25 protein-coding genes and 1 riboswitch are annotated in these 26,636 nt (G+C 48.0%); of the genes, 22 read left to right on the top strand and 3 right to left on the bottom strand.

The features are described 5' to 3' along the window. Positions 1–333: 333 nt before the first annotated feature. The 10 genes from FGB90_RS11015 (at position 334) to FGB90_RS10970 (ending at position 8,523) form a co-directional block, all read left to right on the top strand. Entirely contained in the window at positions 334–1,068 is a 735-nt protein-coding gene (locus FGB90_RS11015; protein WP_138810897.1) for an MBL fold metallo-hydrolase, read from the top strand. A 255-nt stretch (positions 1,069–1,323) separates the two neighbouring features. Next, positions 1,324–2,325: a PstS family phosphate ABC transporter substrate-binding protein gene (locus tag FGB90_RS11010; RefSeq protein WP_138810896.1), complete on the top strand. Its 1,002-nt coding sequence runs from the start codon at positions 1,324–1,326 to the stop codon at positions 2,323–2,325. Between the two features lie 102 nt (positions 2,326–2,427). Then, on the top strand, positions 2,428–3,363 hold the full coding sequence (pstC, locus tag FGB90_RS11005) for a phosphate ABC transporter permease subunit PstC (RefSeq protein ID WP_138810895.1): 936 nt from the start codon (positions 2,428–2,430) through the stop codon (positions 3,361–3,363). Next, on the top strand, positions 3,364–4,248 hold the full coding sequence (pstA, locus tag FGB90_RS11000; protein WP_138810894.1) for a phosphate ABC transporter permease PstA: 885 nt from the start codon (positions 3,364–3,366) through the stop codon (positions 4,246–4,248). A gap of 18 nt (positions 4,249–4,266) precedes the next feature. Further along, a complete protein-coding gene (gene pstB / locus FGB90_RS10995; protein ID WP_138810893.1) occupies positions 4,267–5,097 on the top strand; it encodes a phosphate ABC transporter ATP-binding protein PstB in 831 nt (276 codons plus the stop codon). 11 nt (positions 5,098–5,108) lie between these two features. Then, the gene (phoU, locus tag FGB90_RS10990; RefSeq protein ID WP_138810892.1) at positions 5,109–5,768 is read left to right on the top strand and encodes a phosphate signaling complex protein PhoU; all 660 of its coding nucleotides are present in this window, start codon (positions 5,109–5,111) and stop codon (positions 5,766–5,768) included. A 67-nt stretch (positions 5,769–5,835) separates the two neighbouring features. Further along, positions 5,836–6,567, top strand: coding sequence for a response regulator transcription factor (locus FGB90_RS10985; protein WP_246056152.1), 732 nt, complete (start codon positions 5,836–5,838; stop codon positions 6,565–6,567). Positions 6,568–6,707: 140 nt separating this feature from the next. Then, a complete protein-coding gene (locus tag FGB90_RS10980) occupies positions 6,708–7,067 on the top strand; it encodes a DUF1516 family protein (RefSeq protein WP_138810891.1) in 360 nt (119 codons plus the stop codon). Between the two features lie 265 nt (positions 7,068–7,332). Further along, a complete protein-coding gene (locus tag FGB90_RS19695; protein ID WP_171051791.1) occupies positions 7,333–7,482 on the top strand; it encodes a YrzI family small protein in 150 nt (49 codons plus the stop codon). Between the two features lie 216 nt (positions 7,483–7,698). Next, positions 7,699–8,523 (top strand): HAD family hydrolase, encoded by an 825-nt coding sequence (locus FGB90_RS10970; RefSeq protein WP_138810889.1) that lies wholly within the window; start codon positions 7,699–7,701, stop codon positions 8,521–8,523. A gap of 159 nt (positions 8,524–8,682) precedes the next feature. Here FGB90_RS10970 and ald read toward each other — a convergent pair whose 3' ends face one another. Together ald and FGB90_RS10960 are read right to left on the bottom strand one after the other, a co-directional pair. Further along, positions 8,683–9,798 carry an alanine dehydrogenase gene (ald, locus tag FGB90_RS10965; protein ID WP_138811218.1) on the bottom strand — a complete coding sequence of 372 codons (1,116 nt, stop codon included), beginning with the start codon at positions 9,796–9,798 and terminating at the stop codon, positions 8,683–8,685. Positions 9,799–9,986: 188 nt separating this feature from the next. Next, on the bottom strand, positions 9,987–10,220 hold the full coding sequence (locus FGB90_RS10960) for a KTSC domain-containing protein (RefSeq protein ID WP_138810888.1): 234 nt from the start codon (positions 10,218–10,220) through the stop codon (positions 9,987–9,989). A gap of 174 nt (positions 10,221–10,394) precedes the next feature. After that, positions 10,395–10,477: riboswitch (cyclic di-GMP riboswitch) on the top strand. A 46-nt stretch (positions 10,478–10,523) separates the two neighbouring features. Here FGB90_RS10960 and FGB90_RS10955 point away from each other — a divergent pair. The 3 genes from FGB90_RS10955 (at position 10,524) to FGB90_RS10945 (ending at position 13,132) form a co-directional block, all read left to right on the top strand. Continuing rightward, complete coding sequence (locus tag FGB90_RS10955; RefSeq protein WP_138810887.1) at positions 10,524–12,122, top strand: putative bifunctional diguanylate cyclase/phosphodiesterase; 1,599 nt, start codon at positions 10,524–10,526, stop codon at positions 12,120–12,122. A gap of 94 nt (positions 12,123–12,216) precedes the next feature. Beyond that, on the top strand, positions 12,217–12,648 hold the full coding sequence (locus FGB90_RS10950; protein WP_281280043.1) for a disulfide oxidoreductase: 432 nt from the start codon (positions 12,217–12,219) through the stop codon (positions 12,646–12,648). Positions 12,649–12,652: 4 nt separating this feature from the next. Then, a complete protein-coding gene (locus FGB90_RS10945) occupies positions 12,653–13,132 on the top strand; it encodes a thioredoxin family protein (protein ID WP_138810885.1) in 480 nt (159 codons plus the stop codon). Between the two features lie 155 nt (positions 13,133–13,287). Here FGB90_RS10945 and FGB90_RS10940 read toward each other — a convergent pair whose 3' ends face one another. Then, positions 13,288–14,595, bottom strand: coding sequence for an ATP-binding protein (locus FGB90_RS10940; protein ID WP_138810884.1), 1,308 nt, complete (start codon positions 14,593–14,595; stop codon positions 13,288–13,290). Positions 14,596–14,718: 123 nt separating this feature from the next. Here FGB90_RS10940 and FGB90_RS10935 point away from each other — a divergent pair, with 123 nt between their 5' ends. The 9 genes from FGB90_RS10935 to FGB90_RS10895 all read left to right on the top strand — a co-directional run bounded on the left by FGB90_RS10935 (position 14,719) and on the right by FGB90_RS10895 (position 26,587). Continuing rightward, a complete protein-coding gene (locus tag FGB90_RS10935; protein ID WP_138810883.1) occupies positions 14,719–14,988 on the top strand; it encodes a hypothetical protein in 270 nt (89 codons plus the stop codon). A gap of 367 nt (positions 14,989–15,355) precedes the next feature. Then, positions 15,356–16,996 carry a glutathione ABC transporter substrate-binding protein gene (locus FGB90_RS10930; RefSeq protein WP_138810882.1) on the top strand — a complete coding sequence of 547 codons (1,641 nt, stop codon included), beginning with the start codon at positions 15,356–15,358 and terminating at the stop codon, positions 16,994–16,996. 450 nt (positions 16,997–17,446) lie between these two features. Continuing rightward, a complete protein-coding gene (gene nikB / locus FGB90_RS10925; RefSeq protein ID WP_138810881.1) occupies positions 17,447–18,370 on the top strand; it encodes a nickel ABC transporter permease in 924 nt (307 codons plus the stop codon). Between the two features lie 17 nt (positions 18,371–18,387). Beyond that, the gene (locus FGB90_RS10920; protein WP_138810880.1) at positions 18,388–19,947 is read left to right on the top strand and encodes an ABC transporter permease; all 1,560 of its coding nucleotides are present in this window, start codon (positions 18,388–18,390) and stop codon (positions 19,945–19,947) included. Between the two features lie 10 nt (positions 19,948–19,957). After that, positions 19,958–20,989, top strand: a complete 1,032-nt coding sequence (locus FGB90_RS10915) for an ABC transporter ATP-binding protein (protein ID WP_138810879.1) — start codon at positions 19,958–19,960, stop codon at positions 20,987–20,989. Beyond that, a complete protein-coding gene (locus FGB90_RS10910) occupies positions 20,955–21,929 on the top strand; it encodes an ABC transporter ATP-binding protein (RefSeq protein ID WP_138810878.1) in 975 nt (324 codons plus the stop codon). Before FGB90_RS10915 ends, FGB90_RS10910 begins: the two co-directional genes overlap by 35 nt. 12 nt (positions 21,930–21,941) lie before the next feature. Next, positions 21,942–22,730, top strand: a complete 789-nt coding sequence (locus FGB90_RS10905; protein WP_138810877.1) for a hypothetical protein — start codon at positions 21,942–21,944, stop codon at positions 22,728–22,730. Between the two features lie 265 nt (positions 22,731–22,995). Continuing rightward, positions 22,996–24,177 (top strand): beta-aspartyl-peptidase, encoded by a 1,182-nt coding sequence (gene iadA, locus FGB90_RS10900; protein WP_138810876.1) that lies wholly within the window; start codon positions 22,996–22,998, stop codon positions 24,175–24,177. A 343-nt stretch (positions 24,178–24,520) separates the two neighbouring features. Beyond that, a complete protein-coding gene (locus FGB90_RS10895) occupies positions 24,521–26,587 on the top strand; it encodes a sigma-54 interaction domain-containing protein (protein WP_138810875.1) in 2,067 nt (688 codons plus the stop codon). Positions 26,588–26,636: the final 49 nt, after the last annotated feature.

Genomic DNA, 26,636 nt, shown 5'->3' with positions numbered 1-26,636 from the left:
TGTAAGGACAATAAATCTGATATAAGGACAATATATATTTTGTAAGGACAATAAATCTGATGTAAGGACAATATATATTTTGTAAGGACAATAAATCTGATATAAAGACAATATATATTTTGTAAGGACAATAAATCTGATATAAGGACAATATATATTTTGTAAGGACAATAAATCTGATATAAGGACAATATATATTTTGTAAGAACAATAAATCTGATATAAGGACAATAACCCTCCACCAAGGACAATAACACTCCCTTCATCACAGTCATTCCGGTCCAAAGCAGCAAGTCAGCGGACCAAAATTTATCCTGGAAGGAGCGCATGCATATGAAGATTACAGTTGTCGGTTTCTGGGGGGGCTACCCTGAAACAGGGGAGGCCACTTCCTGTTACCTGGTTGAGTACAAAGGGATGAAAGTTGTCATTGATCTGGGAAGCGGTGCGGTGTCACAGCTTCAGAAGTATTCTGCACTCAAGGACATCGATGCGGTTGTATTCAGCCACTACCATGCCGATCACGTGGCCGATATCGGGGTAATGCAGTACAGCAGGGTCGTCGATCTCGGCCTCGGCCGCACGAGCGACCACCTTATCATGTACGGCCATCAGGAAGATCAAAAGGGATACGATTCCCTCACTAAGGAGGGCGCTGCAGAAGGACTGCCGTACAGCAGCGGTCAAACCCTTCAGCTCGGTGAGATGACCTTTTCCTTCGCTCCGACAGATCATCCGGTTCCATGCTATGCCATGCGGGTGGAGGCAGCAGGACGGTCTTTTGTTTACACAGCTGACACAACGTATCTGGAATCTCTCGAAGACTTCAGTGAGGGGACGGATCTGCTGTTTGCGGAGACGAGTTTTTATGAAGGTCAGGATGCAAGTAAGTACGGCCATATGAACAGTACGGAAGCGGGCAGACTGGCGCGGAAAGCGGCCGTGAAAAAGCTTGTCCTTACCCACCTGCCGCACTTTGGCGACAGGGACGAACTTGTGACGGAAGCCCGAAAGGAATATGACGGACCGGTTGAACTTGCTGCATCAGGAAATACATACGAATTATAAACAGACAGTAAAAGAGCCTTTCCCGGGGAGTATGAATCACTTCGGGAAAGGCTCTTTTTGTTTTGCACTCCAAAGCTATCGACGCTGTGTACGTCTGACAGCGGCCCTCTCTATTGTAAAGCCGATCTTTACACTACCTACACAATTGATTTACACCCCGTTTATTTCTCCTTAATATATCGCTACTATACTACTAATTGTGAGAGCGAGATTCACACAAAAAGAGAATTCACTTGATATGAGGAGGAAATTGTCATGAAAAAATTCGGCTTATCAGTTATTGCAGCAGGTCTTGCGGTCGTTGCAGCAGCATGTGGGGGAGAAGAAGGAAACGCAGGTCAGGAAAGCAATGGGAACGGCGGAGATGAAAATACTTCAGAAGAACAGACAGAAGACCTTTCCGGTACGGTCGCTATTGACGGGTCCGGGACAGTTTATCCTCTAATGTCAAGAATTGCAGAAGAATTTATGATTGAAGAACAGCCCGGCGTGAGTGTGGAAGTGAGCCGTGCGGGAACGACTGCGGGTATGCAGCGTTTTGTTAACGGGGAAACAGATCTTTCAAACGCATCCCGGGAAATTCGCGACAGCGAAATTGAAGAACTTGAAGCAAACGGAATTGAAACCCGGGAATTTAAAGTGGCGCTGGACGGACTTACGATTGTAACCCATCCCGAAAACGACTGGGCAACAGACCTGACACAGGAAGAAGTACAGAACATGTTCGTTACAGGTAACTATGCTGATGACGATGTTGTAATGTGGTCTGATATCCGCGACGAATGGCCGGAGGAGGAAATCAATTTCTATGGTCCGAACGAGAACCACGGAACGTATGAGTTTTTCGTAGATGAAATTATTGAGGAGCAGGATCTTGTTGATACCATCAACCTTCAGCAGGAGTACTCCACGCTTGTCAGCCTCATTTCCGAGGATGAAAACGGCATTGGATTCTTCGGGTTTGGTTACTACGTGAATAACCAGGACCAGCTGAATGCAGTAAGTATTGATTTCGGTGACGGCCCTGTTGAACCGTCTCTTGATACGATCGATGAAGAAGGAGACTATGCTCCTTTTACACGTCCGGTATTTACAAACATCAGCCTTAACTCGGCAAAGGAAAAGCCTGAAGTAAAAGCGTTCGCTGAGTATGTGTTTGAATATGCAGCAGGCGAATTCGCAGGAGAAACAGGTTTTGCTCCGCTTCCGGAAGAGGAGCTCGAGCAGCAGCTTGAAGAAATCCGTGCCATTGACTGATTGCTGATGGAAAGTTTGTGACGGGGGTGGGGAGACACGTCCTTCTCATCTCCATCATTTTTACATGGGGATACATTGAGTGCAGGAAAGGGGATAGTTTCAATGCTTAAGGCTGGCAGTGTTAAAGAAATGATCCAGCAGAAGAAAAAAGCAACCAGCAGTACGTCAGTGATTGAAAAAGCAGTACCGGTTTTACTCTTCACTGCCGCATTTATATCTGTTCTTACTACGATCGGCATAGTATTTACATTAATAATAGAAACGATTCTGTTTTTCAGACAGGTTTCCATCGCGGAATTTTTCTCGGGTACAGTGCTTAGACCGCTCAGCCGGGTTGAGCCTCAGTACAGTATTCTGCCATTAATCATGGGAACGATGATGACGACCATTATTGCCATGCTTGTTGCCATTCCGGTCGGTCTTACAACAGCGGTATACCTGAGTGAATACGCCAGTACAGGCGCGAGAAAAGTGCTGAAACCGATGATTGAAGTTTTAGCAGGGATACCAACAATTGTTTATGGTTTTTTTGCCTTTACGTTCGTAACGCCTGTCCTGAGAGAAGTGATCCCGGGACTTGCATCTACAAATGCTCTGAGTCCGGGACTTGTTATGGGGATTATGATCATCCCGATGGTGGCATCACTGTCGGAAGATGCCATGAGTTCAGTCCCGAACGCCATGAGAGAAGGCGCCCTTGCCATGGGGTGCACGAAATTTGAAGTTACGTTCCGTGTTGTTATCCCTGCTGCAATTTCGGGAATTATTGCCTCCTTTGTTCTGGGGATTTCCCGTGCGATAGGAGAAACGATGATCGTTACGATCGCAAGCGGAAGCACAAAGAACTTTACTTTCGACGTAACACAGTCCATGCAGACAATGACAGCTTATATCGTAGAAGTCACAAGTGGTGATGCTGCCGCGGGTACCACTATTTACTACAGTCTGTATGCGGTGGCTATGACACTGTTTGTGTTCACACTCACCATGAACATGCTGGCGAGATATATAAGCCGCAGGTTCCGGGAGGTTTATTAAATGGAGTACATTGACATTGACAGAGTCAAAAAGAGAATGGACAAACGCCTCTTCATTAACAAAATGGTTAAAGGCATATTTTTTGCTTCTGCCATGTTTGGTTTAGTCGTTCTTGCAATTCTACTGTACAGAGTAATAGCAGACAGTATCGGCTGGATCTCGATGGATTTTCTTACAGGGCTTCTTTCCACCAGCGCTGAGCGTGCCGGTATACGGGGCGCAATCATCGGTACCCTCTGGCTGATGGCGATTGTAGGGCCGGTGACGATGATTCTCGGGGTGGGAACGGCGATCTACCTTGAAGAATATGCGAAAAAGGGAAAAATTCATTCGATCATTCAAACCAATATAGCTAACCTTGCGGGTGTTCCTTCTATTGTATTCGGAATCCTCGGTCTGACGATTTTTGTGAGACTTTTCGGCCTTGGTGCAAGTGTCATTGCCGGAGGACTCACAATGTCCCTTCTCGTTCTTCCGATTGTAGTTGTGGCAGCACAGGAGGCAATCAGATCCGTTCCTTCCCACCTGCGTGAAGCATCCTACGGGATGGGAGCAACGAAATGGCAGACGATCAAAAATGTGATCCTGCCGGCCTCCATCGCAGGTATTCTGACAGGTGTAATCCTGGCACTGTCCAGAGCGATCGGGGAAACGGCTCCGCTTGTTGTAATCGGCATTCCTGCTTTATTGATTCCGGTGCCGACAAACGTGACGGATAACTTTACAGCACTGCCAATGCAGATCTACTACTGGACGCTGGATGCTGTTCTGGTTGCTGAATATGCCAACCTTGCCGCAGCAACGATTGTTGTCCTGTTAATCGTCCTCTTTATTCTGAATTCGGCAGCTATACTGATTCGAAATAAATTCTCGAAACGTTATTAATTAAAGGAGGCTTTTTCTATGACCCCTGCTACTCCGAAGCCTGAAACAATCACCCGGAAACAGAGTATTATCCAGCCAGAACCTGATACTGGAAAACCGCTTGTTTTTAACACCAAAGGATTAAATCTGTACTATGGGAAGACACATGCCTTAAAGGACATTCACCTTCCAATTGCAGAGAACGAAGTTACGGCCATTATCGGACCTTCGGGATGCGGAAAATCCACCTACCTTAAAGCATTGAACCGCATGGTGGAAATGGTGGAGTCCGTAAAAATTACCGGGGAAGTTCTTTACCGGGACAGTAATATATTCGACCGCTCATTTAAGGTTGAAGAACTTCGCACCCGTGTGGGAATGGTCTTTCAGAAACCGAACCCGTTCCCGAAAACGATTTTTGATAATGTGGCCTATGGACCTCGGATTCACGGAATCCGTGATAAGAAGACCCTGAAGCAGATCGTCGAAAAAAGTCTTCGCGGCGCTGCGATCTGGGATGAGGTCAAAGACCGCCTTGATGAGAATGCCTACAGTCTCTCCGGGGGTCAGCAGCAGCGGATCTGCATTGCGCGTTGTCTTGCAATTGAACCGGACGTCATTCTGATGGATGAGCCTACTTCCGCTCTGGATCCGAAATCAACGATGAAAGTGGAGGAGCTCGTTCAGGATCTGAAAGAAAAGTATTCTATCGTAATCGTCACGCACAATATGCAGCAGGCAGCACGGATCAGTGACAAAACGGCTTTCTTCCTGAACGGGGAAGTGGTTGAATACGATGCAACAGACACTATTTTTTCCAATCCTTCAGATAAGCGGACAGAAGACTACATCAGCGGACGCTTCGGGTAAGGGGGCTCACAATGACAGTAAGAGGAACGTTTGCCACAAGCCTGATGGAGCTGAAGACAGAAGTGATGCTGCTAGGATCCATGGTCAGGCATTCACTGCGGGAAACAGTCGAGGCGTTTGAAACCGGCGACTACTCCAGACTCGAGGAAATGATCGAACTCGACCAGACCGTTAACGAACTGGAACAGGAGATTAACGAAGGAGCAACGCTGCTTATTGCCAGACAGCAGCCGGTTGCATCGGATCTCAGAAAGATTATCGTTATGCTCAAGATTTCCAGTGATCTTGAGCGTGTAGGAGATCTTGCAGTGGATATGTCCAAGGCGGCGAAGAGAATCACTCCTTCAGAAGTGTTGGAGGAACATAAAAGTGCTCTTCTCGAGCTTGCTGCCAAAGCGGATTATATGATGAAGGAAGTTCTGCAGGCTTATAAGGAATGCAACGTGCTGAAAGCCCAGCAGATTGCCGGATTGGATGATGATGTGGACCGTGCTTACGGGGATTTTGTTAAATCTATTTTTGATACTGCTGTTTCCAAGAAAGAAGACATTCAGCAGATTACCCAGATGGCTTTCATTTCAAGGTACATCGAACGGATCGCTGATTACGCAACCAACATTGCCGAGTGGATTATCTATGAGGTGAACGGGCAGCGTTTTGACTTAAATTAAACCTTCAGGGTACCGAATTACCGGGGTGTATCGTTGGCAGTCCGGTGGGAAACAGAGGAGGGTGGTCGTGACTGGATCGATTATTATTGTGGAGCAGAACGAGGAAATAGTAGAGGTTCTTACTCCACAGCTCAGAAAAGCAGGATATAGGACTCACGTGATCAGAGATGCCGCCGAAGCGGTAACGAAGGCAATATCCATTAAACCGGCAGCTATTGTAACCGAATTGGATCTTCCGGGATTCAGCGGTCTGGATTTATGCCGGGAACTGCGATTCGTACACGACAACTGGACTCCGATTGTTCTTATATCGGAAAAGAATGATGAGCTCGATGCCGTCCTTGGCCTCGAGCTTGGTGCAGATGATTACGTGACGAAGCCTCTGAGGATGAAGGAGCTCACAGCAAGAGTGAGAGCGGCAATCCGCCGTTCCGGGAAATGCTGCTGGGACCACGGCGGCAGCCTGGAAGAGCAGAGCCGAATAACGAGGATCGGGGACCTGACCATAGACCCGGATCACTTTAATGTGTTCAGGAATGATGAACACATTGATTTAACGAAAAAAGAGTTCGAATTGTTATATTATTTAATGAAAAACAAGGGAAAAGCCCTGTCGAGGGACCGTCTGCTGCAGGAGCTTTCAGCGGATGGGAGCGATCTGGATGTCAGAATCATTGATGTGTTTGTCAGCCGGATTCGCGGAAAAATTGAACCAAATAGAAAAAATCCGGTCTATATAAAAACCGTCCGCAATATCGGTTACATGATGCAGGACGTGCGAATAACGGTGCCTTCGTAAAACCAGCCAGCTCCCTGCTGGTTTTTTACGTGGGGAAAGAATGATGACAAAAACGTGAAGAAATCCCCGTATTCTTTACCCCGTAATCATAAAACGATATACTGTCAGAGAGTGATTAAAAAAAGAAGGGGGAGATACCTGTGAACTATACTGCAATGCTTCACACACATACACTTGCCTGGTTTCTGATGCTGATTCTGTTTATCGTAACCGTTATTCTGCTGAAGTCCGGAAAGGCTAAAGGCGGCAAAATAGTCCAGATGACACTTCGACTGTTTTACATATTCGTTCTTGTAACCGGTGCGACGCTTCTGATCTGGAACTTTTACTGGGCCACAGGTGTAAAAGCAATTCTTGCTGTGGCGCTGATCTTTACGATGGAGCAGCTTTCGACCGGCATAAAAAAAGACACGCTGCAGGGATCCAGGCCAATGGTGCTCTGGACGCAGTTTATCATTCTTGTGATTATCGTCATTTATTTCGGATACTTCGTTGCCTAGCGGAAGAGAATGGGATAAAACCCAGCTGATAATAAGGGCCCTCACCATCGGTGGGAGCCTTTTTTGTATTCAGTGATCTTTTGGCTCATCCTTTTTTGGATTCAGCCATATTCGTGTTTTTTTAATAACTTTTTCGTGTGACGAAAGAACTGGTCGTCGAAAAATGTACGGTGACTTTAGAACTGATCTTACCCGAATGTATGAAAACGTCGTATCGTACGGGAGTGTTTTTCATAATCTGGTTGAGGTGGAAGGAGGTGATCTGATGATTTTTACCCTGTTTCACTTCACCATATCTATTGAAAAACAGCCATATAAACCAAGCGAAATTGAAAAAGAACAGAAGTACCTGGACCGCTGCAGAAAAATTGATGAGCAGCGGAACAGGCAGTCGGAAATGTACCGGATCCTGTAGCACTGCAATTTCAAAGGGGGAGATAACGATGTGGAAGAGGTATGTGAATCAAATTGTCAGGCAGGAACATTGGGAAGGTTACGGCTAGGGATCTGAAATCCTGTAACAGAGAGCAGCATCAGGGAAGTAAAAAAATTGTCGGAACTTGCGCGAAACCTCAAAACGTATTAATCTGGTAAGTAGAGCTTTTTACGTTTAGTGAGGGGAAGTGTGGGCATGAGTGTAGAGAAACTGTATATTTTTGACCTTGATGGGACGCTTTATGAAGGTACTGACCATTTTGACTATTACGCCAAACGGCTTGCAATTGATGTAGAGGAGAAAAACCTTGAATCGTTCTGGCGTGACTATGAAAAATCGAAAATCGGCGACCATATTCTTGCCATCGGTAAGGCATACGATGTGGAAGAGGATGCGGTGCTTACCGTTGATCCGATGACGCTTAGGGTTGTTGAAGCGCACAACTGGGATGGAACAGCGTGGCCTTCCGAAAAGGTTGAGCAGGTCTACGACCGTGATGTTGAATTTGACTTTGAGAAGATTGTTGCAATAGGCGATGGATGGTGGCTGCCGTTCGCATGTGCAAAACACTACGGAGTGGATAACTGTTACAAACGGTACGTGGAGACGAAGGAGTATATGGTCACTGATGAGTTCCAGCTTGACCCGATTCCGGGCCTCCGTGATTTCCTTCTCCGTCTCGGGGAAAAAACAAACATTGTCCTGATGACGAACAGCGATGCTGATGATGTAGGACGCCTGTTTAAGGAACTGGACCTGGAAGGTGTATTCCCGAAGGTCATTACGTCGGCAAAAAAGCCAAGCCTTACGGATCATTACTTCAACGAGCTGAAAAACGAATACAGTGTTGCCCCTTCTGAAGTGGTGTCCGTTGGTGATAACTTTATAAACGAAATTGCACCTGCACTGCTCCAGGAGATGAAAGCCGTTTATATTTCCGCACACGGGAACCCGGTTGATCACGACAACCTGATTCAGGTGAACCGCATTACGGACTGGGTTGAAAATTTTAAGTTTTAATAAACGCTGCGCGCGGATAAACACGTCCTCTGCTCACATCACGAGCAGAGGGCTTTTTTTTCTGTCCATAAATAACCCAGCGGAGCTTTCCGGTTAACAGATAACAAAAAAGCCCTGCAGAACCGTGAACACAGTCCTGCAGGGCGCTCTATTGTCTGCTTATTTCAGCACATCAGCAACGGTGCGGTATTCATAACCAAGATCCCGTGCTACAGCTTCATACGTCACATAGCCGCCTGCTGTGTTTATCCCTTTTTCAAGGGCAGCATTGTCGGCCACAGCTTTGTTAAGGCCTTTGTTTGCAATCTGAAGAGCATATGGCACTGTTACATTGGTAAGTGCAATGGTTGACGTACGCGGTACGGCACCAGGCATGTTGGCCACGGCATAATGTACGACGCCGTTTTTCGTGTATGTCGGCTCATCGTGAGTCGTAATCCGGTCAATCGTTTCAAAAATCCCACCCTGGTCGATGGCAACATCCACAATAACCGATCCCGGAAGCATGTCGGAGATCATTTCCTCCGTCACAAGTTTCGGAGCTTTAGCACCTTTAATGAGTACTGCCCCTATGACGAGATCCGATTCCTTTACTGCATTTGCAATGTTAACGGGGTTACTCATGAGTGTGTTAATTTCCACTCCGAAGATATCATCGAGCTGGCGAAGTCTTTCAGGGCTGAGATCAATAATTGTCACATCTGCTCCAAGGCCCATGGCGATTTTCGCTGCGTTCGTTCCTACAACTCCGCCGCCGACTACGGTTACTTTGCCCCGTTTTACGCCGGGAACACCGGAAAGAAGTACGCCGCTGCCTCCGTGTGGTTTTTCAAGGAACTGGGCGCCGATCTGAGCTGCCATACGGCCCGCTACCTCACTCATAGGGGTGAGGAGAGGAAGTGCCCCGTTAACCTCAACTGTTTCATAGGCAACAGCCGTTACTTTATTTTCGGTCAGAGCTTTTGCTAGTTCCGGTACTGCAGCCAGATGGAGATATGTAAAGAGGATCAGTCCCTCACGGAAATACCTGTATTCCGATTCAAGAGGCTCTTTTACTTTCATCACCATATCTGCCCGGCCCCATACGTCTTCCGGATGGTGCAGAATCGTCGCGCCGGCATCAGCGTAGTCAGTGCTGGTGAAACCGCTTCCAATTCCTGCGTCATGTTCGACAAATACTTCGTGGCCTTCCTGCTTCAGGATAAGTACACCCGCAGGGGTCAGTGCAACACGATTTTCATTGTTTTTAATTTCACGTGGTACCCCAATCTTCATCATAAAACCTCCTTATGTATTCCTGATCTGTCTGGTACATGTTTACCAACTTCAATTTTAACGAAAGACCCGGACAAGTACCACAATTATTTTAAACGGAAAAAAAGAAAAAAGATTCGGTCAATAAGAAAGGATAACCTGCGGCTGAATCCATCCAGCTCCAGGTTATCCCCCATAAGATACGTGTGTCACTTCCCGCTGGCTTCCTTAATCACCTTATTCGGATACGCAGGAATGATTTTCTCTTCAAGGTACTCACTGTAACGGCCTGAACTCTGGAATCCCACGTAGTCCTCTTTTCTCATTTCATAGTAGATCACATAGCTGCCATCCTGAAATTTTACATGAAAATGATGATTGATCTCGTCATAGGCCACTGATTTTATTTTTTCCTCATGAATTTCAGTGAATTCCATTTCCATTGCATATCCTCTCCTTAGTTCAGTTTTCCATTAATTACTGCATTTATTAAACAGTTTACCCGTGTTGTAAAAAAAGAAACGGACATAAAGAGGCGGAATGTTCTGAACTATTTAGAGGGATCATCAAAGAATTACCTATTGATTGTTCGAGTGACGGAATATTACAATAATATGACAAGACAGGGAGCGACGAACGGTTATCTGTATGTGGGCACTTTGATAACCGGGAGCTGGTAGTGCAACCGACCTTCTTAAAATGAAAGGTTGGTTTTTTTATGCATTTTTCCGGAAGGGGTCTTTCCTATGTTTCAAACGTTTGAACGAGAGGGCAAGCAGAATTTTGTTTATTTTATAGAACGTCTGAATCAGACTCTCAGCGATGAAACGCTGTTTTTACTTATTGATGAAAGCCATTCTGTTATTTATGCCAGTCCGTCCTATTACACATTCACAGGGTTTCACCCTCACCAGATCGAGGGGAGCGATTATCGCCTTTTTGAGCTTGCAGCAGGGAGGGAGGAAGGGCCGGATCAGAAAAAGAATGTCAGCCTTCTTTGCGCAGACGGGTGTGTAACAGAGTTTAAATGCACCAGCATCCCGATGCTTAAGGATTTTCCGGAGGATGAGCAGTATACCTTCTTTGTCTACTCACCCTCTGACCGCCAGAATGGGACGGCAGTGCCTAATCCATCCTGGCTGGACAGTGTAACGATGCTTCCCGGTGAGAAAGCTTTTCGTTACGTTACCTCCAATAATACCTGCTCGGAAAGCCGTGTTCTCTGTATCGCCCCTTCAGGTGGTGCTGAAACAGATGTACGCAGAATCAGGCAGGCGGCAGATGAATTGAGGCTTCTTCAGAATGACTGCGTAAGTGTCTACTATCTCGGCTATGGAGTGTTTGTATTTCTCTGTGACCGGACTCTCACCAAAAAAGAGAGGGAAACACTGGAATGGCAAAGTACAAAAGTATTCAGCAGCAGTTACATTACACCCGAAGCATCCTGGCATGCCGGATGTTATGAGCAGGGACTTTATACTGATTATCTCAGGAAAATAGCAGGAAGCGGCAGGCCTGGTCAAAGCACCGGGGAAGAGGATGAACGCAGGCACCTCATTGAAAGCCGGCTGGCAGAAGCGGTGGAGAATCAGAATCTGTCCCTTGTTTATCAGCCCCAGGTAAATCTGCAGGGAAGGTGTGTTTCCGGGGTGGAAGCACTCCTGCGCTGGGAGGACGAGCTGCTTGGCAATGTATCACCAAGAGAGTTTATACCTGCAGCAGAAGCCAGCCGGCTGATTGTCCCTGCTGGTTACTGGGTTATTGAGGAAGCCTGCAGACAGGCTGTAGAATGGAAGCGGAGCGGACTGAGTTTACGGATGTCGGTTAATCTGTCGCCTGTTCAGTGTGAAGACAGGTCGTTTGCCAATCGGGTAATGCATACTGTCCGTGAAAGCGGCATTGAACCGGATATGCTTACACTGGAAATTACTGAAAACCAGCTGCTGTACCATCTGCCGGAAGCGCGGACAATGCTCAGCGAACTGAAAGATTTCGGAATCAGGATTTCGATCGATGACTTCGGGACAGGGTATTCCACATTCAGTTATCTTAAGAACTTCCCCGTGGATACAGTCAAAATTGATCAGTCTTTTATTCGTGATATGTGTGAGCACGCAAACAGCGACGATGAGAAGATCGTCACTACGATTATTGAACTGGCAAGAAACCTGAATATGAAAGTGGTAGCAGAGGGGGTTGAAAAAGGAGAAACACTTAAATTTCTGTGTGAGCGGCAGTGCGATGAAATCCAGGGCTTCCTATACTGCAGACCTCTTCCATCAGAGGAGGTTATCCCCTACCTTCAGGCTGATGTAGTGGGAGAAAGCCTGTTTATGGAAGACTGAGGGCAGCTGAATTTTACAAAAAGGTGAACCGTCTGTACGGATGCAGAGTGATCGTTTATGATAGATCCATATGGTAAAATGGGAGAGATGGATCTTGAAGACGACTTCGGAAAAAGCAGTTGAATATGGAATGTTTACTGCCTGGGCTATTGCTGTTACAGCAACTCTCGGTTCCCTTTATTTCTCGGAAATAAGGCTGTTTATTCCCTGTGAGCTATGCTGGACACAGCGGATTTTTATGTACCCGCTGGCCATTACCCTGGCGATTGCGACTGTCAGGAAAGACGCTCGTCAGGCAGTCTATACATTACCGCTCAGTGTGATCGGGGCGCTGATTTCCCTTTATCACTATCTGATTCAGAAAGTACCGGCCCTTGCGGAAACATCCGACGTCTGCGGTGTTGTTCCATGCAATTATCAGTATATTAATTTTGCAGGGTTCGTTACGATTCCTTTTCTTGCTTTTACGGCGTTTTCAATGATCTCCATAATCATGATTTATGTGATCGTGAAAACGAAGGAGTGACATCATGAAGAAAATTATTATATTCGGCGTCGTGCTGCTCGTCATCTTTGCAGCCCTTGCCTTTGTGACAACCCAGCAGAACCAGCAGCAGTCGGAAGGGAATCCATACGGGAAAGACCGTCTCCATCCGGAAACAATTGATACACTGGATAACCCCTTGTATGAAAACATCATTCTTCCTGATGAAGTTGATGAAATGAAAGATAACGGTGAGGACTTTACCGTATACTATTTCAGTCCTGCATGTCCGGTCTGTAATGAAGTGACACCATACCTTGTCCCGGCAGCGGAAGACGAGGGAGTGGACCTTCATATGCTCAATCTGCTGGAATACGATAATGAGATGTTCGATTACTATGACATTGAAGGCACACCAACAGTGATTCATTATGAAAACGGGGTAGAGGAAGCGCGGGTCGCAGGCGGTGCGGATGAAAAAACGTACCGGCAGTTCTTTAATGAAGTCGTGCTGGATCAGCAATAACAAAAGAGAGACCGGCGACGGTCTCTCTTTTTGCGGAAAAGGCGGAAAGAGCCTGGTGATGAGCTGAGGGTCTCCGTCCCGGTTAAGTACAGGTGAATCCGGTTAGGATAAGAATTCCGGCGTTCAGCCCTTCGGATGGCAGCTGCCTGACCAGGTTATACCCTGTTCACATCTTCGCTTTCCACTGTTTGATCCAGGCCGGCAGACTCGCGGACAGCAGGCAGGACAATGGTAAATGCCGTTCCTTTACCCGGGGCGCTCTTAACGTCAATCTGTCCACCCCAGGACCGGATAATGGAGAAGGATACCATCAGACCGAGTCCAGTTCCTTTTTCCTTCGTTGTGTAATAGGCTTCTCCGAGCTGGCGTACTTCATCTTTCGTCATGCCGGTTCCGGTATCGGATATTGTCATCCTGACTTTTTCTCCTGCATGGCTGGCGGTGAGAAAAAGTTTCCCGCCATCAGGCATGGCTTCAATCCCGTTTTTAGCGAGATTCAGGAGGACCTGCATCAGCTCCTTCTCATCTCCCCGCACCTTCATGCCCGAGGGAACATCGAGGAAAACCGAAACATTATTCATAAGCGCGTATGCCTGAATGGTGTGGCGCACCTGATCGAGAGCCTGTGAGACGCTGATTGTTTCCAATCTGGAGTCCTTTGGCTTTGCAAGGCTGAGGTAATCACTTATAATATGCTGGGCGCGATCAATTTCGGACATTGTCAGCTGTAAATACTTCCGTTCGCTGTCAGTAAGACTGGGGCTTGAATGAATCAGCTGTACAAAGCCTCTTGCTACTGTCATAGGATTTCGGACCTCGTGTGCCACTGAGGCAGCCAGTTCACTGACCGTTCTCAGCTGTTCGCTCTTTCTGAGATCCGCCTTCATTCTCTGGCTGTCAAGAAGTCTTTCCACAAGATAAATGAGAAGGATGGATCCACCTGCGTAAATGAGAAAAAACTGCCCCATATAAATAAGCATCTCCAATCTGCTGTCAGCGAAACGGGAACTGGAAAATACCGCTGAAAGGGAGCAGAGAATGGCCAGAAGGCCTGCATAGGAGGTCATTTTCTTTTTTACAGAAAAGGTTTGGTAATGCCTTGAAAGCAGGTAAAAACCTATAAAGACCAGTACGCTGAAATACAAATAGAAAGCCACGTCATGAGGTCCAACCATGAGTATGCGGAACACGAACTGTGTCAGCATGAGAGCCAGCGCCAGGATCCAGCTTCCGTATAACATGGCAAAGATGACGGCCAGGTAGCGATAGTCAAATTTAAATCCGCTGATTTCAACAGGAAACATCATGGACAGGAGCATCGATGCAGAACCGAGGGCGAAAAAGATCAGCGCGGACATTTTGCGGTGCCGCTCAAGGCCTGATCCTGACCAGAAGGTATAATAAAGAAAAACGGGTGTGATAATGTAAAAAAGATTATGTATGAGATCCCGGAAGAGGGTCATCTCGTCTCCCTCCCGTTTCTAATTGTTTCCTATATTGTAAAGTTAAGATGGCTGTAAAACAATCTTTTTGCAGCACTTTGTCAAATTTCACTGAATAACAATACAGCTGTAGAGGTGATTCGAATGTTAAAATACTTAATGATTGGTACCGGCGGTCTGGTGGTTCTCTGGGCGGCGGCGCTTCTGGTGAACTTTCCGATTTACCAGGAAACGACGGTTCAGGGGACCGTTATTCACCCGATCGTGGACGGGATCGTCTTTTTTGCCCTGATCTTTGCATTTATCTGGTTTCTCGGTTCTGTTATCAGGGACCGCAAAAAGATTAATGTCTTTCTGGGTGGTGCCGGTGTCATTACCATAGCCCTGATCTTTGTGTTCTTTGCGATGCGTTAGTTTATTGGTTGCTTTAAGGTTTATTATGTTTTATTCACTTGGAAAAGAAGAAGTCCTTGACACTACTGGTGTCAGGGGCTTTTTTTTTATGCGTGGTGCATAATAATGAAATTTTATGTTGATTTATTCAAAATATCGCGGTATAGTACGTTTTGTGAATAAACATAAGCGTAAACCAATAAATAAACCGAAACACCCTAATGGTTTGACTTTTCTGAATACTTAAGATTTCACAAGGTCATTATAAACCTTTGAAATAATAGAGAAATAAAGAGGAAGGGGAGAGAAATTAGAATTTTTTGCTTTTTTGGCATCATCCTTGCATTGTATAACGAGTGAATGAGAATAACTGAAGGGGGAAACCAAAATGAAAGTCTGGAAAAAATACTTAGCCGTTCCGGCAGCAGCATCAATGCTTCTGCTTGCTGCCTGCAATGACGGGGCTGACGAGCCTGCAGATGCAGAAGAGGATGCTGCAGACGGCGGGGAAACCGAACAGCAGGAAGATGAGGAAAATGATGAAGAAGCTGCAGAACCTGAAGATGGCGGTGATCTGACAGTCGGGATAGAAGCTGAGCCTACCTCAATGGATCCTCATAATACAACGGATGGAAACTCCGCTACAATTCAGAGCACAATCATGGAGGGACTCCTGCGCTTTGATGAAAACATGGAGATCACTCCGGTCCTGGCAGAGGACTATGAATTCAGTGACGATGCGATGGAAATTACGTTTATGCTCCGTGAAGGTGTGACCTTCCACGACGGCACGGATTTCAACGCCGATGTGGTTAAAGAAAACCTCGATTTTGTGAGAGATTCGGACAACGGTATGGCAAGGTCGTCTTTTTTCTCTTTTATCGATGAAGTCGTCGTGGACGACGATTACCAGGTCACGATTGTAGCTGAAGAGCCGAACTCGGCTATGGCATCCTATATGGCTCATTCTTCGGCAGCAATGAAGTCGGTGGAGGAAATCAGTAAAAAGCTGGAGGATCAGGACTATAACCTGGACCGTGAAGGAGCAGTGGGAACGGGACCATTCCAGTTTGTTGAGTGGCGTGACAGTGAACATGTGATTGTTGAGAAATTCGATGACTACTGGAATGAAGAAGAAGCAGCGCGGGTGGACAGTATTACATTCCTTCCTGTCCAGGAAGCGAGTACCCGTGTAAATATGCTACGCGCAGGAGAAGTGGACATCATTAACCCTATTCCTACGCTGAATGCCTCTGAACTGGAAAACGAAGAAGATCTTGACGTTTATACAGGTTCCAGTACAGATCTTTACTACGTTGGAATGAACTTTCAGAATGACAACTACGATGATCTGAACGTGCGAAAAGCGATGAACCACGCTATTGATAAAGACGGACTCATTGCCCAGGTGCTTGACGGATACGGTCAGGTAGCTGATTCCGCAATTGCTCCTGCTGTTTACGGATATGACGGCCAGCCGGTTTATGAGTACGACCCGGAGTATGCCCGTGAACTGATGGAGGAAGCGGGACTGGAAGACGGGTTTGAAGCGACGATTTGGACCCGGAACAGTACAGAATTTATCAGTGTTGCCGAGTACGTTGAAATTCAGCTTGCGGAAATCGGGATCGATGTATCAGTTGAAGCATACGAATCCGGTACACTTTTTGACATGCTCGATGCAGGTGAAGATACGGATCTCTGGATCGGCCGCTGGTCTCCGGGAACAGGGGAAGCTGACTACGGTCTGAGACCAAACTTTGCTTCCGACCGTGTGCCGCCGAACTTTAACAATTCCGGATTCTACATCAATGAGGAGCTTGATGGACTGTTTGACGATGCTCTGTCTACTCCGGATGAGGATGAGGCCCTGCAGACTTACGCAGAGATCCAGGACATCATCTATCAGGATGCACCGTGGGTGTTCCTTCACATTCCGGATGCTCTTATTGCAAAAAGATCAAACGTTCACGGAATTTACATTCTTCCGTCCGGTGCGATCCACCTCAACCTTGCAGAGATCCATTAAAACTATGAAACATTGAAACAGAAGCGGAAAGGTCGGATGGTGTGCTGAACTTCTGCAGGATTTCCACTCCGTCAATTAAGCAGAGCTATTTTCATGGAAACCTCCCGGCTCATGAATAACCGGTTGATCGCCTGGTTACGTGCGAAGCGGAACACCTGCAGGGAGACTCCTGCGGCAATGGAGGCCAGGCGAGACCCCGCAGGCAGAGCCGCGGAGGCTTGCCGGCATCACCGCGGAAAGCGACTGTAAGGGTGGAGCGAAGCTGCATTTATCTGACGGCAAAACCTTCACGTACCTTTCTGCAGCTATTTACTTGGGGCAGCGGTGAACCCGGAAAAATGATTTCCGGGTTCCATCCTGCTTCGAAAACCGGAAAGACAGCGCAATTCATATAGAAATAAAGCTTTAGTACCTGCACAGCTTCCTGCGCAGAAGAAAGAAGGTGACGGTGTGCTTCAATTTGTACTTAGAAGATTGATCGGGATGGTTCCCATCCTGTTTATCATTACCATTATTTCGTTCTTATTTGTCCATCTTACCCCCGGTGATCCGATCCGGATTATGTACGGAGCGGAGATTGACCAGGAGACGTATCAGACGCTCTATGAGCGCGAAGGTTTTCACGATCCGCTTCCTGTTCAGTATGGCCGGTATATGGTTGACATGCTTGTTCATGGTGACTTTGGCCAGTCATACCGGACCCGTGCCGATGTATCCGAGGAAGTAGTACGCAGGTTCGGTTACACTGCCGTACTCACCATCCTGAGCATGTTCTGGGCGATCCTTATTGGTGTATCTGTAGGAATAATCTCGGCTACAAAACGGAATTCCATCTGGGACCGTGCCGGAATGGTTTCCACTATTACGGCACTGAGCATTCCTGAGTTCTGGTTCGGTCTGATGCTGATGCAGATTTTTGCCGTCCAGCTCGGATGGTTCCCTACAAGCGGCAGCGGAACGATCTGGCACCTGCTGCTTCCGTCTATTACACTCGGTTTTGGTGTGGCGGCGACTATCGTCCGTTTTACCCGTTCAAGTGTACTTGAAGTTATGAGAGAGGATTACGTCAGAACGGCCAGAGCAAAAGGGCAGAAAGAACGGGTTGTTATCTGGAGTCATGTACTTAGAAATGCCCTGATTCCCGTTGTGACCATGGCGGGGCTGCAATTCGGTTTTCTGATTGGCGGTGCTGTCGTTGTAGAACAGGTATTTGCCTGGCCGGGGCTGGGGTCTTATCTGATCGACTCGATTTTATCAAGGGATTATCCGGTGATACAGGCTTTGATTCTCCTGTTTTCCCTGCAGTTCTTAATTATTAATCTACTGGTGGATATCAGCTATGGATTCCTTAATCCACAGATCCGCTATGACTGACGGAAAGGAGAGACACGATGAAGCAGAATGAAGCAAAACCCTATTCTCCTTTCAGAGCTTTTCTTGCTAAATTCCTGAAACAGAAGATGGCTGTTGTGGCCTTTGCCGTCGTAGTTGCAATCATGTTTGTCGGTATATTCGGCTCTTTCTTTGCCCCATACGACCCTCATCGTCCTGTTACGGCGCAGTATCCCGAAAAGGGAATTGACCTGGACCAGCTGACAAATACAAGTGTTGTTCTGGAAGGTGTGATGAGCGACGGCACGACGGTTGAGGGAAGTGAGCTGACGCGGGTGCAGGTGGAGTCCGAAAACAGACGGATTGCCTCAGTCAGACAGTCCCAGCGGGGGATCAATGTTAATGCCAATACATCCGGCTTTACAAATGCCACCGTGGAAGCAGGCGAAGTAAGCGGTGTTTTTCAGGTAGTGGTGGAAGGAGAGTCACAGTTTGAAGGCAGAGAGGCGGTCGTTTCCCGTCTGGAACCGGTTCACCCCGAAGGCGTCTTAAATGAAGGAGAGGAATTTCAGATTGACGTGACTGCCGTTCTAACGGATGGAACAGAAATAACAGACCGTGGTGAAATTCATGAGCTTGCTCTTCGTCTTTATGAAACAGAGGAAGAAGAGGACACGAGCGGTTTTAATGCACCCGCATCCAATGCAGAAGCTATCGAAGGGCTGCACTTCCAGTCTCTTAATGAAGAAGTCGCTGCTGTTGATGAAAACGGCATCGTGACTATTACCGGAGAAGGGGAGGGGATCATTCTTGTTCAGACAGGCCCCGTGAAATCTGCTGTCCATGTCCAGGCAGGGGGAACAGCTGAACCGGTCCTCGCCTACCTGACCATAAGTGAACCGAACGTCACGCTGACGGATATCTATAAGCATCAGCCTCCATCTTCGGTTCACCTGTTTGGTACTGACCATCAGAACAGGGATATCTTCAGCCGGGTGATTCACGGTACACAGGATACGCTGCTGATCGGTTTCGTTTCTGTTGCCATCGGAGCTTTTCTCGGAACGGTTCTCGGCCTGCTTGCCGGGTTTTACGGGCGCTGGGTTGACAGCCTCGTAACCCGGATGACCGACGTTCTTCTTGCATTTCCCGGAATTCTTCTTGCCATTGCCGTGATTGCGTTCCTTGGTGCAGGAATTACGAACATCATCATGGCCGTTGCTGTCTTTACTGTACCGGTGTTCATCCGGATCGTCCGCGGCTCCACACTGGCACTAAAGGAAATGACTTACGTGGAGGCTTCGAGATCCATCGGGGTGAAAGATCCCGTAATTATTTTCCGGCATATTTTCCCCGGGACCCTGTCGGTCGTTCTCGTATATCTGACGATGCGGATCGGGGTGGCGATACTGATCGGAGCTGCTCTGAGCTTCCTCGGACTCGGCGGGGATATTACTGCCCCGGAGTGGGGATCAATGCTCAGCGCGGCAAAAGACAACAGCGGAACGGTGTTTCATGCTACGTTTTTCCCGGGTCTCGCCATTGTGATTACCGTACTCAGTTTTAACATTTTCGGAGACGGCCTGAGGGATGCACTTGACCCTAAGCTTAAGGAATAGGTGATCAACTATGACTGAGAATGTACTTGATATACAGGACCTTGAAGTCAGTTTTAAAAGTGACGGAAAGGAAGTGAAGGTGGTAAACGGAATTTCCTTCTCAATCGGGGCAGGTGAAACTGTGGGTGTTGTGGGGGAATCGGGCTGCGGAAAGAGTGTGACGTCCCTTTCCATAATGCGGCTGATTCCGTCACCGCCCGGAAGAATTTCAGGAGGGAAAATCCTTTACAAAGGGGAAAACCTCCTGGATAAAAAAGAGCGGGATATGCGGAAAATCCGCGGAAACGATATATCGATGATTTTTCAGGAGCCGATGACTTCCCTGAACCCGGTGTTTACCATCGGACGGCAGATTGATGAAGTGCTCCTTCTTCACAAAAACATGAACAGAACCCAGGCGCGTAGGAAGTCCATTGAAATGCTGGAACTTGTGGGAATTCCCCGCGCTGAGCAGATCTATGACAGTCACCCGTTTGAATTATCGGGAGGCATGAGGCAGCGTGTGATGATTGCCATCGGGCTCGCGTGCGAGCCGCAGCTTCTTATCGCCGATGAACCGACAACGGCACTCGATGTAACGATTCAGGCCCAGATCCTTGATCTTATGCGCGGGCTCAAGAATAAAACGAACACCGCCATCATGTTTATTACCCACGACCTCGGTGTAGTTGCGGAGATGTGTGACAAAGTCGTCGTCATGTATTCCGGTGAAATCGTCGAGCAGGCTGACGTGGATACGCTCTTTAACGATCCGAAACATCCATACACTGTGGGGCTGCTCGGGTCCCTTCCAAAGGTTGAGGAAAAGCAGGACCGCCTGTTCTCGATTAAAGGGCAGGTGCCGCCGCCGGGAACCGTGGAAAAAGGCTGCCGCTTTGCAGGAAGATGCAGTCACGTAATGCCACGCTGTACCGAGGAAGATCCGCCGCTTCTGAAATTGAAGGACGGACATGACGCAAGATGCTGGCTCTATGACGATCAATTTAAAGGAAAGGAGGCGGGAGCCCGTGACACAGCCGCTGCTGGACGTAAAGAACCTTAAAATCCATTTTCCCCAGCGGAAAGGGGTTATTAAAAAAAGGACAACCTATGTAAAAGCCGTAGACGGCATCTCCTTTACCGTTAATGAAGGGGAGACGCTCGGTCTTGTGGGTGAATCAGGGTGCGGAAAATCCACAACCGGAAGGGGGATTACCCGCCTCGTTCCCGTAACCGACGGGGAAGTCCGTTACGAAGGCACAGACATTGCCTCTCTTTCCAAAAGTGAACTGAGGGAGCAGCGTAAAAACATGCAGATGGTGTTTCAGGATCCCTACGCCTCCCTGAATCCCCGCCTGACGGTGGAGGATATACTGGCAGAGCCCTTGAAAGCCCATGGTGTAAAAAGCAGGAAGGAACGACGGGAAAGAATTGAAAAAATGATGGATGTCGTCGGTCTGAACCGGAAATTCATCAGCCGCTATGCCCATGAATTCTCCGGTGGTCAGCGACAGCGGATCGGCATCGCCCGTGCTCTCATTCTCAACCCGAAGCTGATAATCGCTGATGAGCCCGTTGCGGCACTGGACGTATCGATTCAGGCCCAGATTCTGAACCTGCTGAAGGATCTTCAGGAAGAGTTTGGACTTGCGTATCTGTTTATTTCACATGACTTAAGCGTTGTCCGTCACCTCTGCGATCAGACAGCGGTCATGTATCTCGGCAGAATGGCGGAAGTGGGAAACACCGATAAAATCTTTGAAAATCCCCTCCACCCTTATACACAGACGCTCCTTTCAGCGATCCCGATTTCCAATCCGCGCCAGCAGAAAGAGCGGATCATTCTTCAGGGAGATGTACCTTCTCCTGTTGATCCGCCTAAAGGGTGTGCGTTTGTGGGGCGCTGTCCGAAAGCTCACGACCGCTGCCATTCAGACCGGCCCGAGCTTCAGAAAATGGGTGAAGACCATTATGTGGCCTGCCATCTGTATGATCAGAACTAAAGGTGTGGTGTTATGAGGGAAAGTGCTGTTTATCACTGGAAATCAACAGGGGCGGCAGGTGTGACCGAAGTATTTGCAGGGAGTGAATTCTGTCTGGAACGGGAGGGTACTGCAGCTGACATAAACGGGCAGCAATCCCCGCTTCTTCTTCCTTTTGCAGGTCTGCCTCTCATAGCAGCCGGCGGGGCAGAACAGTTTCTTCTTACAGACAGGGAGATTGCCGTCTGCTGCGGTCTGCCCCTCAGACCTGAAGTGAAGGAGCAGGCCCTGAAGTCGGTTCTGTTCCGCTTCGGCATCGACCTTGAAGACTTCTGCCGCTGGGTTTCACGTGACTGCCGGACCGTTTCGGAACCAAAGGATCTCTCTGCAGAACAGACGACTCTTGCCTCCCGGGCGGGGCTTGCTGTCTTTCTCCAGAGAGACTGGGAGGGTTCTGCTGGACCTGGGCATCCGGTGTCTAAAATGCTCGAGACCAGCCGGGAGTTCTGGATGGGGAAAGGAGCACCTGGTTCACTGCTGAGAACAGCATCCATGTACCAGTCTCTCAGTGACCCGGACAGTTGTGCATCCCTTCCGTGGAAGCGGGCACTTAAACGGCTGGCCGAAGTTATGGAAAGGTATTGCCCGGCTGGACTTCCTGACGGCTGGTATGTTTATTACGGTCCCGGGGGTGAATGCGCCGCTGTCTGGCATCCGGACAGAAAACTCGGAGGCGCCATATGTTCCGTGCACAATGCGGGGAGTATAAAACAGCTCTGCAGGGAACGGATTCAGGCGTTTGAACAGGCTGTTCAGGCATGACCGGTTATGGAAAGCTCCGTAAAGGATCGGGCCGCGTGCAGAAGTATTATTTAAGTTGCATGTTTTTTTGGATATAATGATTGTGGTTAATTTCCGGAAACGCTTAAGACCTGTCCGGAACATCATTATGTCTGGATACGAAGAGGCTGAGAAATAAGTGGAAAAAGGGGCTTTTTCGGATTTCCTTATATTAAAACACTTCAGTCCCAGCTCTTCAGGGCTATTTTACTGCACAAACTACTTTTGAATGAAAGACGGTGGAAGGATGCTGAAACTCATAAAAAATGCGGAGGTATACGCTCCGGAACCTCTCGGAAAAAAAGATGTCCTGATCGCAGACGGGCGCATCGCAGCAGTCGGGGAACACATCTTACCTGAGCTGCAGGAGAGCTCGCCACACGTTGAGCTCGTGGATGGAACCGGTAAAAAACTGATGCCCGGCCTGATTGATTCCCATGTACATATTACAGGTGGCGGCGGGGAGGGAAGCTTTAAAACCCGTACGCCGGAACTGATGCTGTCGGACTGTACGGCCGGGGGAATTACAACTGTAGTAGGTGTAATTGGAACAGATGGAACAACGAGGACAATGACCAATCTCGTTGCCAAAGCGAAAGCACTGAATGAGGAAGGGATAACCTGCTACTGTCAGAGCGGCTCGTATCAGGTTCCCGTAAAAACACTGACAGGTTCACTTGAAAAAGATATTATTCTGATTGAAGAGATCATCGGTGCAGGTGAGATTGCCATTTCCGATCACAGATCGTCCCAGCCAACGAAAGAGGAGCTTGCGAGAATTGCAAGCGATGCCCGTGTAGGCGGTATTCTGTCAGGCAAGGCAGGCGTGGTGAACGTTCACCTGGGAGACAGTCCCGACCGCCTCCGTCTCATAGAGGAAGTGGTGGACACAACTGATATTCCTATTACCCAGTTTGTTCCAACGCATATTAACAGAAACCGGGAGCTGCTGGAAGCTGGTGTTTCCTTCGCCAAAAAGGGCGGATATGTTGATTTTACAACAAGCACCACGAAGGAAATTCTGGCCGGTGACGAAACGAAGTGCAGCCGCGGTCTGAAATATATGCTGGCTGAAGGGGTGCCGGATAACCGGATTACCTTTACAAGTGACGGCCAGGGGAGCCTGCCGGAGTTTGATGAAGCCGGAAAGCTGAAAGGTCTCCGAATCGGCAGGGTGACGAGCCTTTTTAAGGAAGTCAGAGATGCGGTTCTTGAAGAAGGCATCGCTTTTGAGACAGCGATAAAAGTGGCTACTTCCAATGTGGCTGATGCATACAGCCTTACCGGTAAGGGGCGGGTAGAAGCCGGGAAGGATGCGGACCTGCTTCTTCTCAACAGAGATGATCTTTCAATTGACAGCGTGATGGCCCGGGGGAAATGGATGATGAAAGACCGGGAAATCGTGACAAAAGGGACTTTCGAAGAGTAAATTGTCATTAGAATTGTTAATAAGGGCCGAGGCTGGGACATAAATAAAATGGTTGGAAGGAAAGCGGAAAAAAACTGACAAGCGGATGAAATATACGCCGACTCCTGCGGGAAGAAAAGCGCAGGTGAGACCCCTTAAGTAGCGAAGCACGCGGAGGCTCAGCCGCTTCCCGTGGAAAGCGGCGTATATTTCAGGAGCGATTTACCTTTTCGAATTCCCGTTTTTAAAACACTTCTGTCCCAGCCTCTTACTTTAGGAGTTTTTAATGGTTTTGAAGACACTTACCCTTTAGCCAATAAAGAACCGGGATTATGATATACTTGAGCCAGAGGGAGTGTTCGGTGTGAAAGAGAAAAAACTGGTTCTTCTGGCAGGCTCTGAGGAAACGAGGCGCACCCTTGTGGATCAGCTGTCCGAATTTATCGGAACATTTGTAAATATTGAAAGCTTTGCGGTTGATGAGGGCATTGACCGCATTATTTCAGATCGTCTGATTCTTCTTTCTTCATATTTAATAGAAGAGGAAGTGAAGCCGTTTATCGGGGAAAACTGCCAGATGATCACAGCCAGGCGAATCGTCAATTTTCAGAGTATCGATCAGCTTTTTACAGTCCCAGACGGAACAGATGCACTGTATGTGAATGATTTTCCCGAGACTGTTAACGAAGCGATTGCCTCCCTGAAAACACTGGGGGTAAACCACATTAATCTCTACCCGTATTTTCCGGGTAAAAAAATGGTCAAGAACGTGGACCTGGCCATAACGCCGGGTGAAATGAATCTGGTGCCTGGAAACGTCACGAAAATCATTGATATCGGACCGCGTCTTCTGGATATGACCACGATTATTACCGTGCTCGAACGGCTTGGACTTCTGAACGAAAAACAGGAAGAAGTGTCCACCCGCTACATAAGGACCATCATTCAGCTGAGCCGGCGACTGGCACTGGCCACCAGCGAAGCCAATCAGGTAAGCGAACACCTAAAAAAAGTCGTGGATGGGGTTCACGACGGAATCCTCGCAGTTGACAGCAGAGGCACTGTTACAGTTTTCAACGGTATTCTGGAAAAACTCCTCGGCTTCCAGGCGACTCATGTGATTGGCAAAAAAATCTGCGATATTCTCACCAGCCGCGAACTTTGTGATTTTATTATGAGCGGGGATGAAGAAGAGGCAGACGAGTACTTTACAGTGGATTACGCAGATGTCATCGTGCACCGCTTTACGATTGACTCTGACGGCACGACAGTGGCCACCTTCAAGAATGCGGTGGAAACCATTGAAATGGAACGGAAACTCAGGCGTGAGCTTGTAAAGCGGGGACACTACGGAAAATACACATTCGATGATATTATCGGCGATAACAGGCAGCTCATTGAAACGAAGACCATTGCACAGAAACTTGCCAAAACCCATCTTACGATTCTGATTGAAGGGGAAAGCGGTACCGGTAAAGAGCTGTTTGCAAGCTCGATTCACAATGCCTCTCCACGCCATAAGGGTCCGTTTCTTGCTGTGAATTTCAGCGCACTGCCGGAAGACCTTGTTGAAAGTGAACTGTTCGGCTACGAAGAAGGGGCATTTACCGGCGCCAAAAAAGGCGGAAGGAAGGGACTTTTTGAGCAGGCAAACGGGGGGACTCTGTTCCTCGACGAAATCGGGGATATCAGCCTGAAAGTGCAGGCCAGGCTTCTCAGGGTGCTCCAGGAAAAAGAGCTGCTTCGTATAGGGGGCACCAGTATCATTCCGGTGGATGTACGGGTTGTAGCGGCTACGAACCGGAATCTTCTGGAGCTGATTGAAAAAGGCGAGTTTCGTGAGGATCTGTACCATCGTCTTAAGGTTCTGTTTCTGCACCTTCCTCAACTCCGCAGGCGAAAGGATGATATTGAGTCACTGATCCGCTTCTTTATGCACCAGTCCGGACGGATGGACGTTAAGATTGAACCTGAAGTGCTTCAGCAGCTGAAAAGGTACCAGTGGTACGGAAACATCCGGGAGCTGAAAAATACAATCGACTATATGCTGGCGGTCTGTGACGATCAGGTCATCCGTATGAAAGACATCCCCAACGAAAGCTTTTTCCAGGCGAAACGCCTTGGCCAGCCGAATGCCGGGATAGAGGATGGAACTCCCCGGGGGAAAGAGATCGCTGGTACGACGATACAGGAAAAAGAGATTGTTGCCGTTCTTTCCATCATTGACGGGCTGGAGAAGGAAGGACAGTCGATCAGCCGGATAAAAGTAGCGGAAAAGTCAAAGGAAACAAAGCTGAACTTTTCCGAACAGCAGGTCCGCTACAGAATGGATCTTCTGGAGGAACGAGGGCTCATTGAGAAAAGCCGGGGCCGGGTGGGTTCCCGTACAACGGAAAAAGGCAGGGAGTTTCTTTCGACAATTCATATATAAAGCAGACATCTTCCCTTTTGAGGGGAGATGTTTTTTTAATCGTGCAGCG

Source organism: Alteribacter natronophilus (assembly GCF_006007885.1).
Classification (GTDB): domain Bacteria; phylum Bacillota; class Bacilli; order Bacillales; family Salisediminibacteriaceae; genus Alteribacter; species Alteribacter natronophilus.
The sequence above is the reverse complement of the archived record's forward strand: the minus strand, read 5'-3'. Positions and strand labels throughout refer to the sequence as shown.

Bases quoted from the DNA above. Each gene is read 5' to 3' on its own strand.
- FGB90_RS11015 (WP_138810897.1), top strand. From the start codon at position 334: ATGAAGATTACAGTTGTCGGTTTCTGGGGGGGCTACCCTGAAACAGGG.
- FGB90_RS11010 (WP_138810896.1), top strand. From the start codon at position 1,324: ATGAAAAAATTCGGCTTATCAGTTATTGCAGCAGGTCTTGCGGTCGTT.
- pstC (WP_138810895.1), top strand. From the start codon at position 2,428: ATGCTTAAGGCTGGCAGTGTTAAAGAAATGATCCAGCAGAAGAAAAAA.
- pstA (WP_138810894.1), top strand. From the start codon at position 3,364: ATGGAGTACATTGACATTGACAGAGTCAAAAAGAGAATGGACAAACGC.
- pstB (WP_138810893.1), top strand. From the start codon at position 4,267: ATGACCCCTGCTACTCCGAAGCCTGAAACAATCACCCGGAAACAGAGT.
- phoU (WP_138810892.1), top strand. From the start codon at position 5,109: ATGACAGTAAGAGGAACGTTTGCCACAAGCCTGATGGAGCTGAAGACA.
- FGB90_RS19695 (WP_171051791.1), top strand. From the start codon at position 7,333: ATGATTTTTACCCTGTTTCACTTCACCATATCTATTGAAAAACAGCCA.
- FGB90_RS10970 (WP_138810889.1), top strand. From the start codon at position 7,699: ATGAGTGTAGAGAAACTGTATATTTTTGACCTTGATGGGACGCTTTAT.
- ald (WP_138811218.1), bottom strand. From the start codon at position 9,798: ATGAAGATTGGGGTACCACGTGAAATTAAAAACAATGAAAATCGTGTT.
- FGB90_RS10960 (WP_138810888.1), bottom strand. From the start codon at position 10,220: ATGGAAATGGAATTCACTGAAATTCATGAGGAAAAAATAAAATCAGTG.
- FGB90_RS10955 (WP_138810887.1), top strand. From the start codon at position 10,524: ATGTTTCAAACGTTTGAACGAGAGGGCAAGCAGAATTTTGTTTATTTT.
- FGB90_RS10945 (WP_138810885.1), top strand. From the start codon at position 12,653: ATGAAGAAAATTATTATATTCGGCGTCGTGCTGCTCGTCATCTTTGCA.
- FGB90_RS10940 (WP_138810884.1), bottom strand. From the start codon at position 14,595: ATGACCCTCTTCCGGGATCTCATACATAATCTTTTTTACATTATCACA.
- FGB90_RS10935 (WP_138810883.1), top strand. From the start codon at position 14,719: ATGTTAAAATACTTAATGATTGGTACCGGCGGTCTGGTGGTTCTCTGG.
- FGB90_RS10930 (WP_138810882.1), top strand. From the start codon at position 15,356: ATGAAAGTCTGGAAAAAATACTTAGCCGTTCCGGCAGCAGCATCAATG.
- FGB90_RS10920 (WP_138810880.1), top strand. From the start codon at position 18,388: ATGAAGCAGAATGAAGCAAAACCCTATTCTCCTTTCAGAGCTTTTCTT.
- FGB90_RS10915 (WP_138810879.1), top strand. From the start codon at position 19,958: ATGACTGAGAATGTACTTGATATACAGGACCTTGAAGTCAGTTTTAAA.
- FGB90_RS10905 (WP_138810877.1), top strand. From the start codon at position 21,942: ATGAGGGAAAGTGCTGTTTATCACTGGAAATCAACAGGGGCGGCAGGT.
- iadA (WP_138810876.1), top strand. From the start codon at position 22,996: ATGCTGAAACTCATAAAAAATGCGGAGGTATACGCTCCGGAACCTCTC.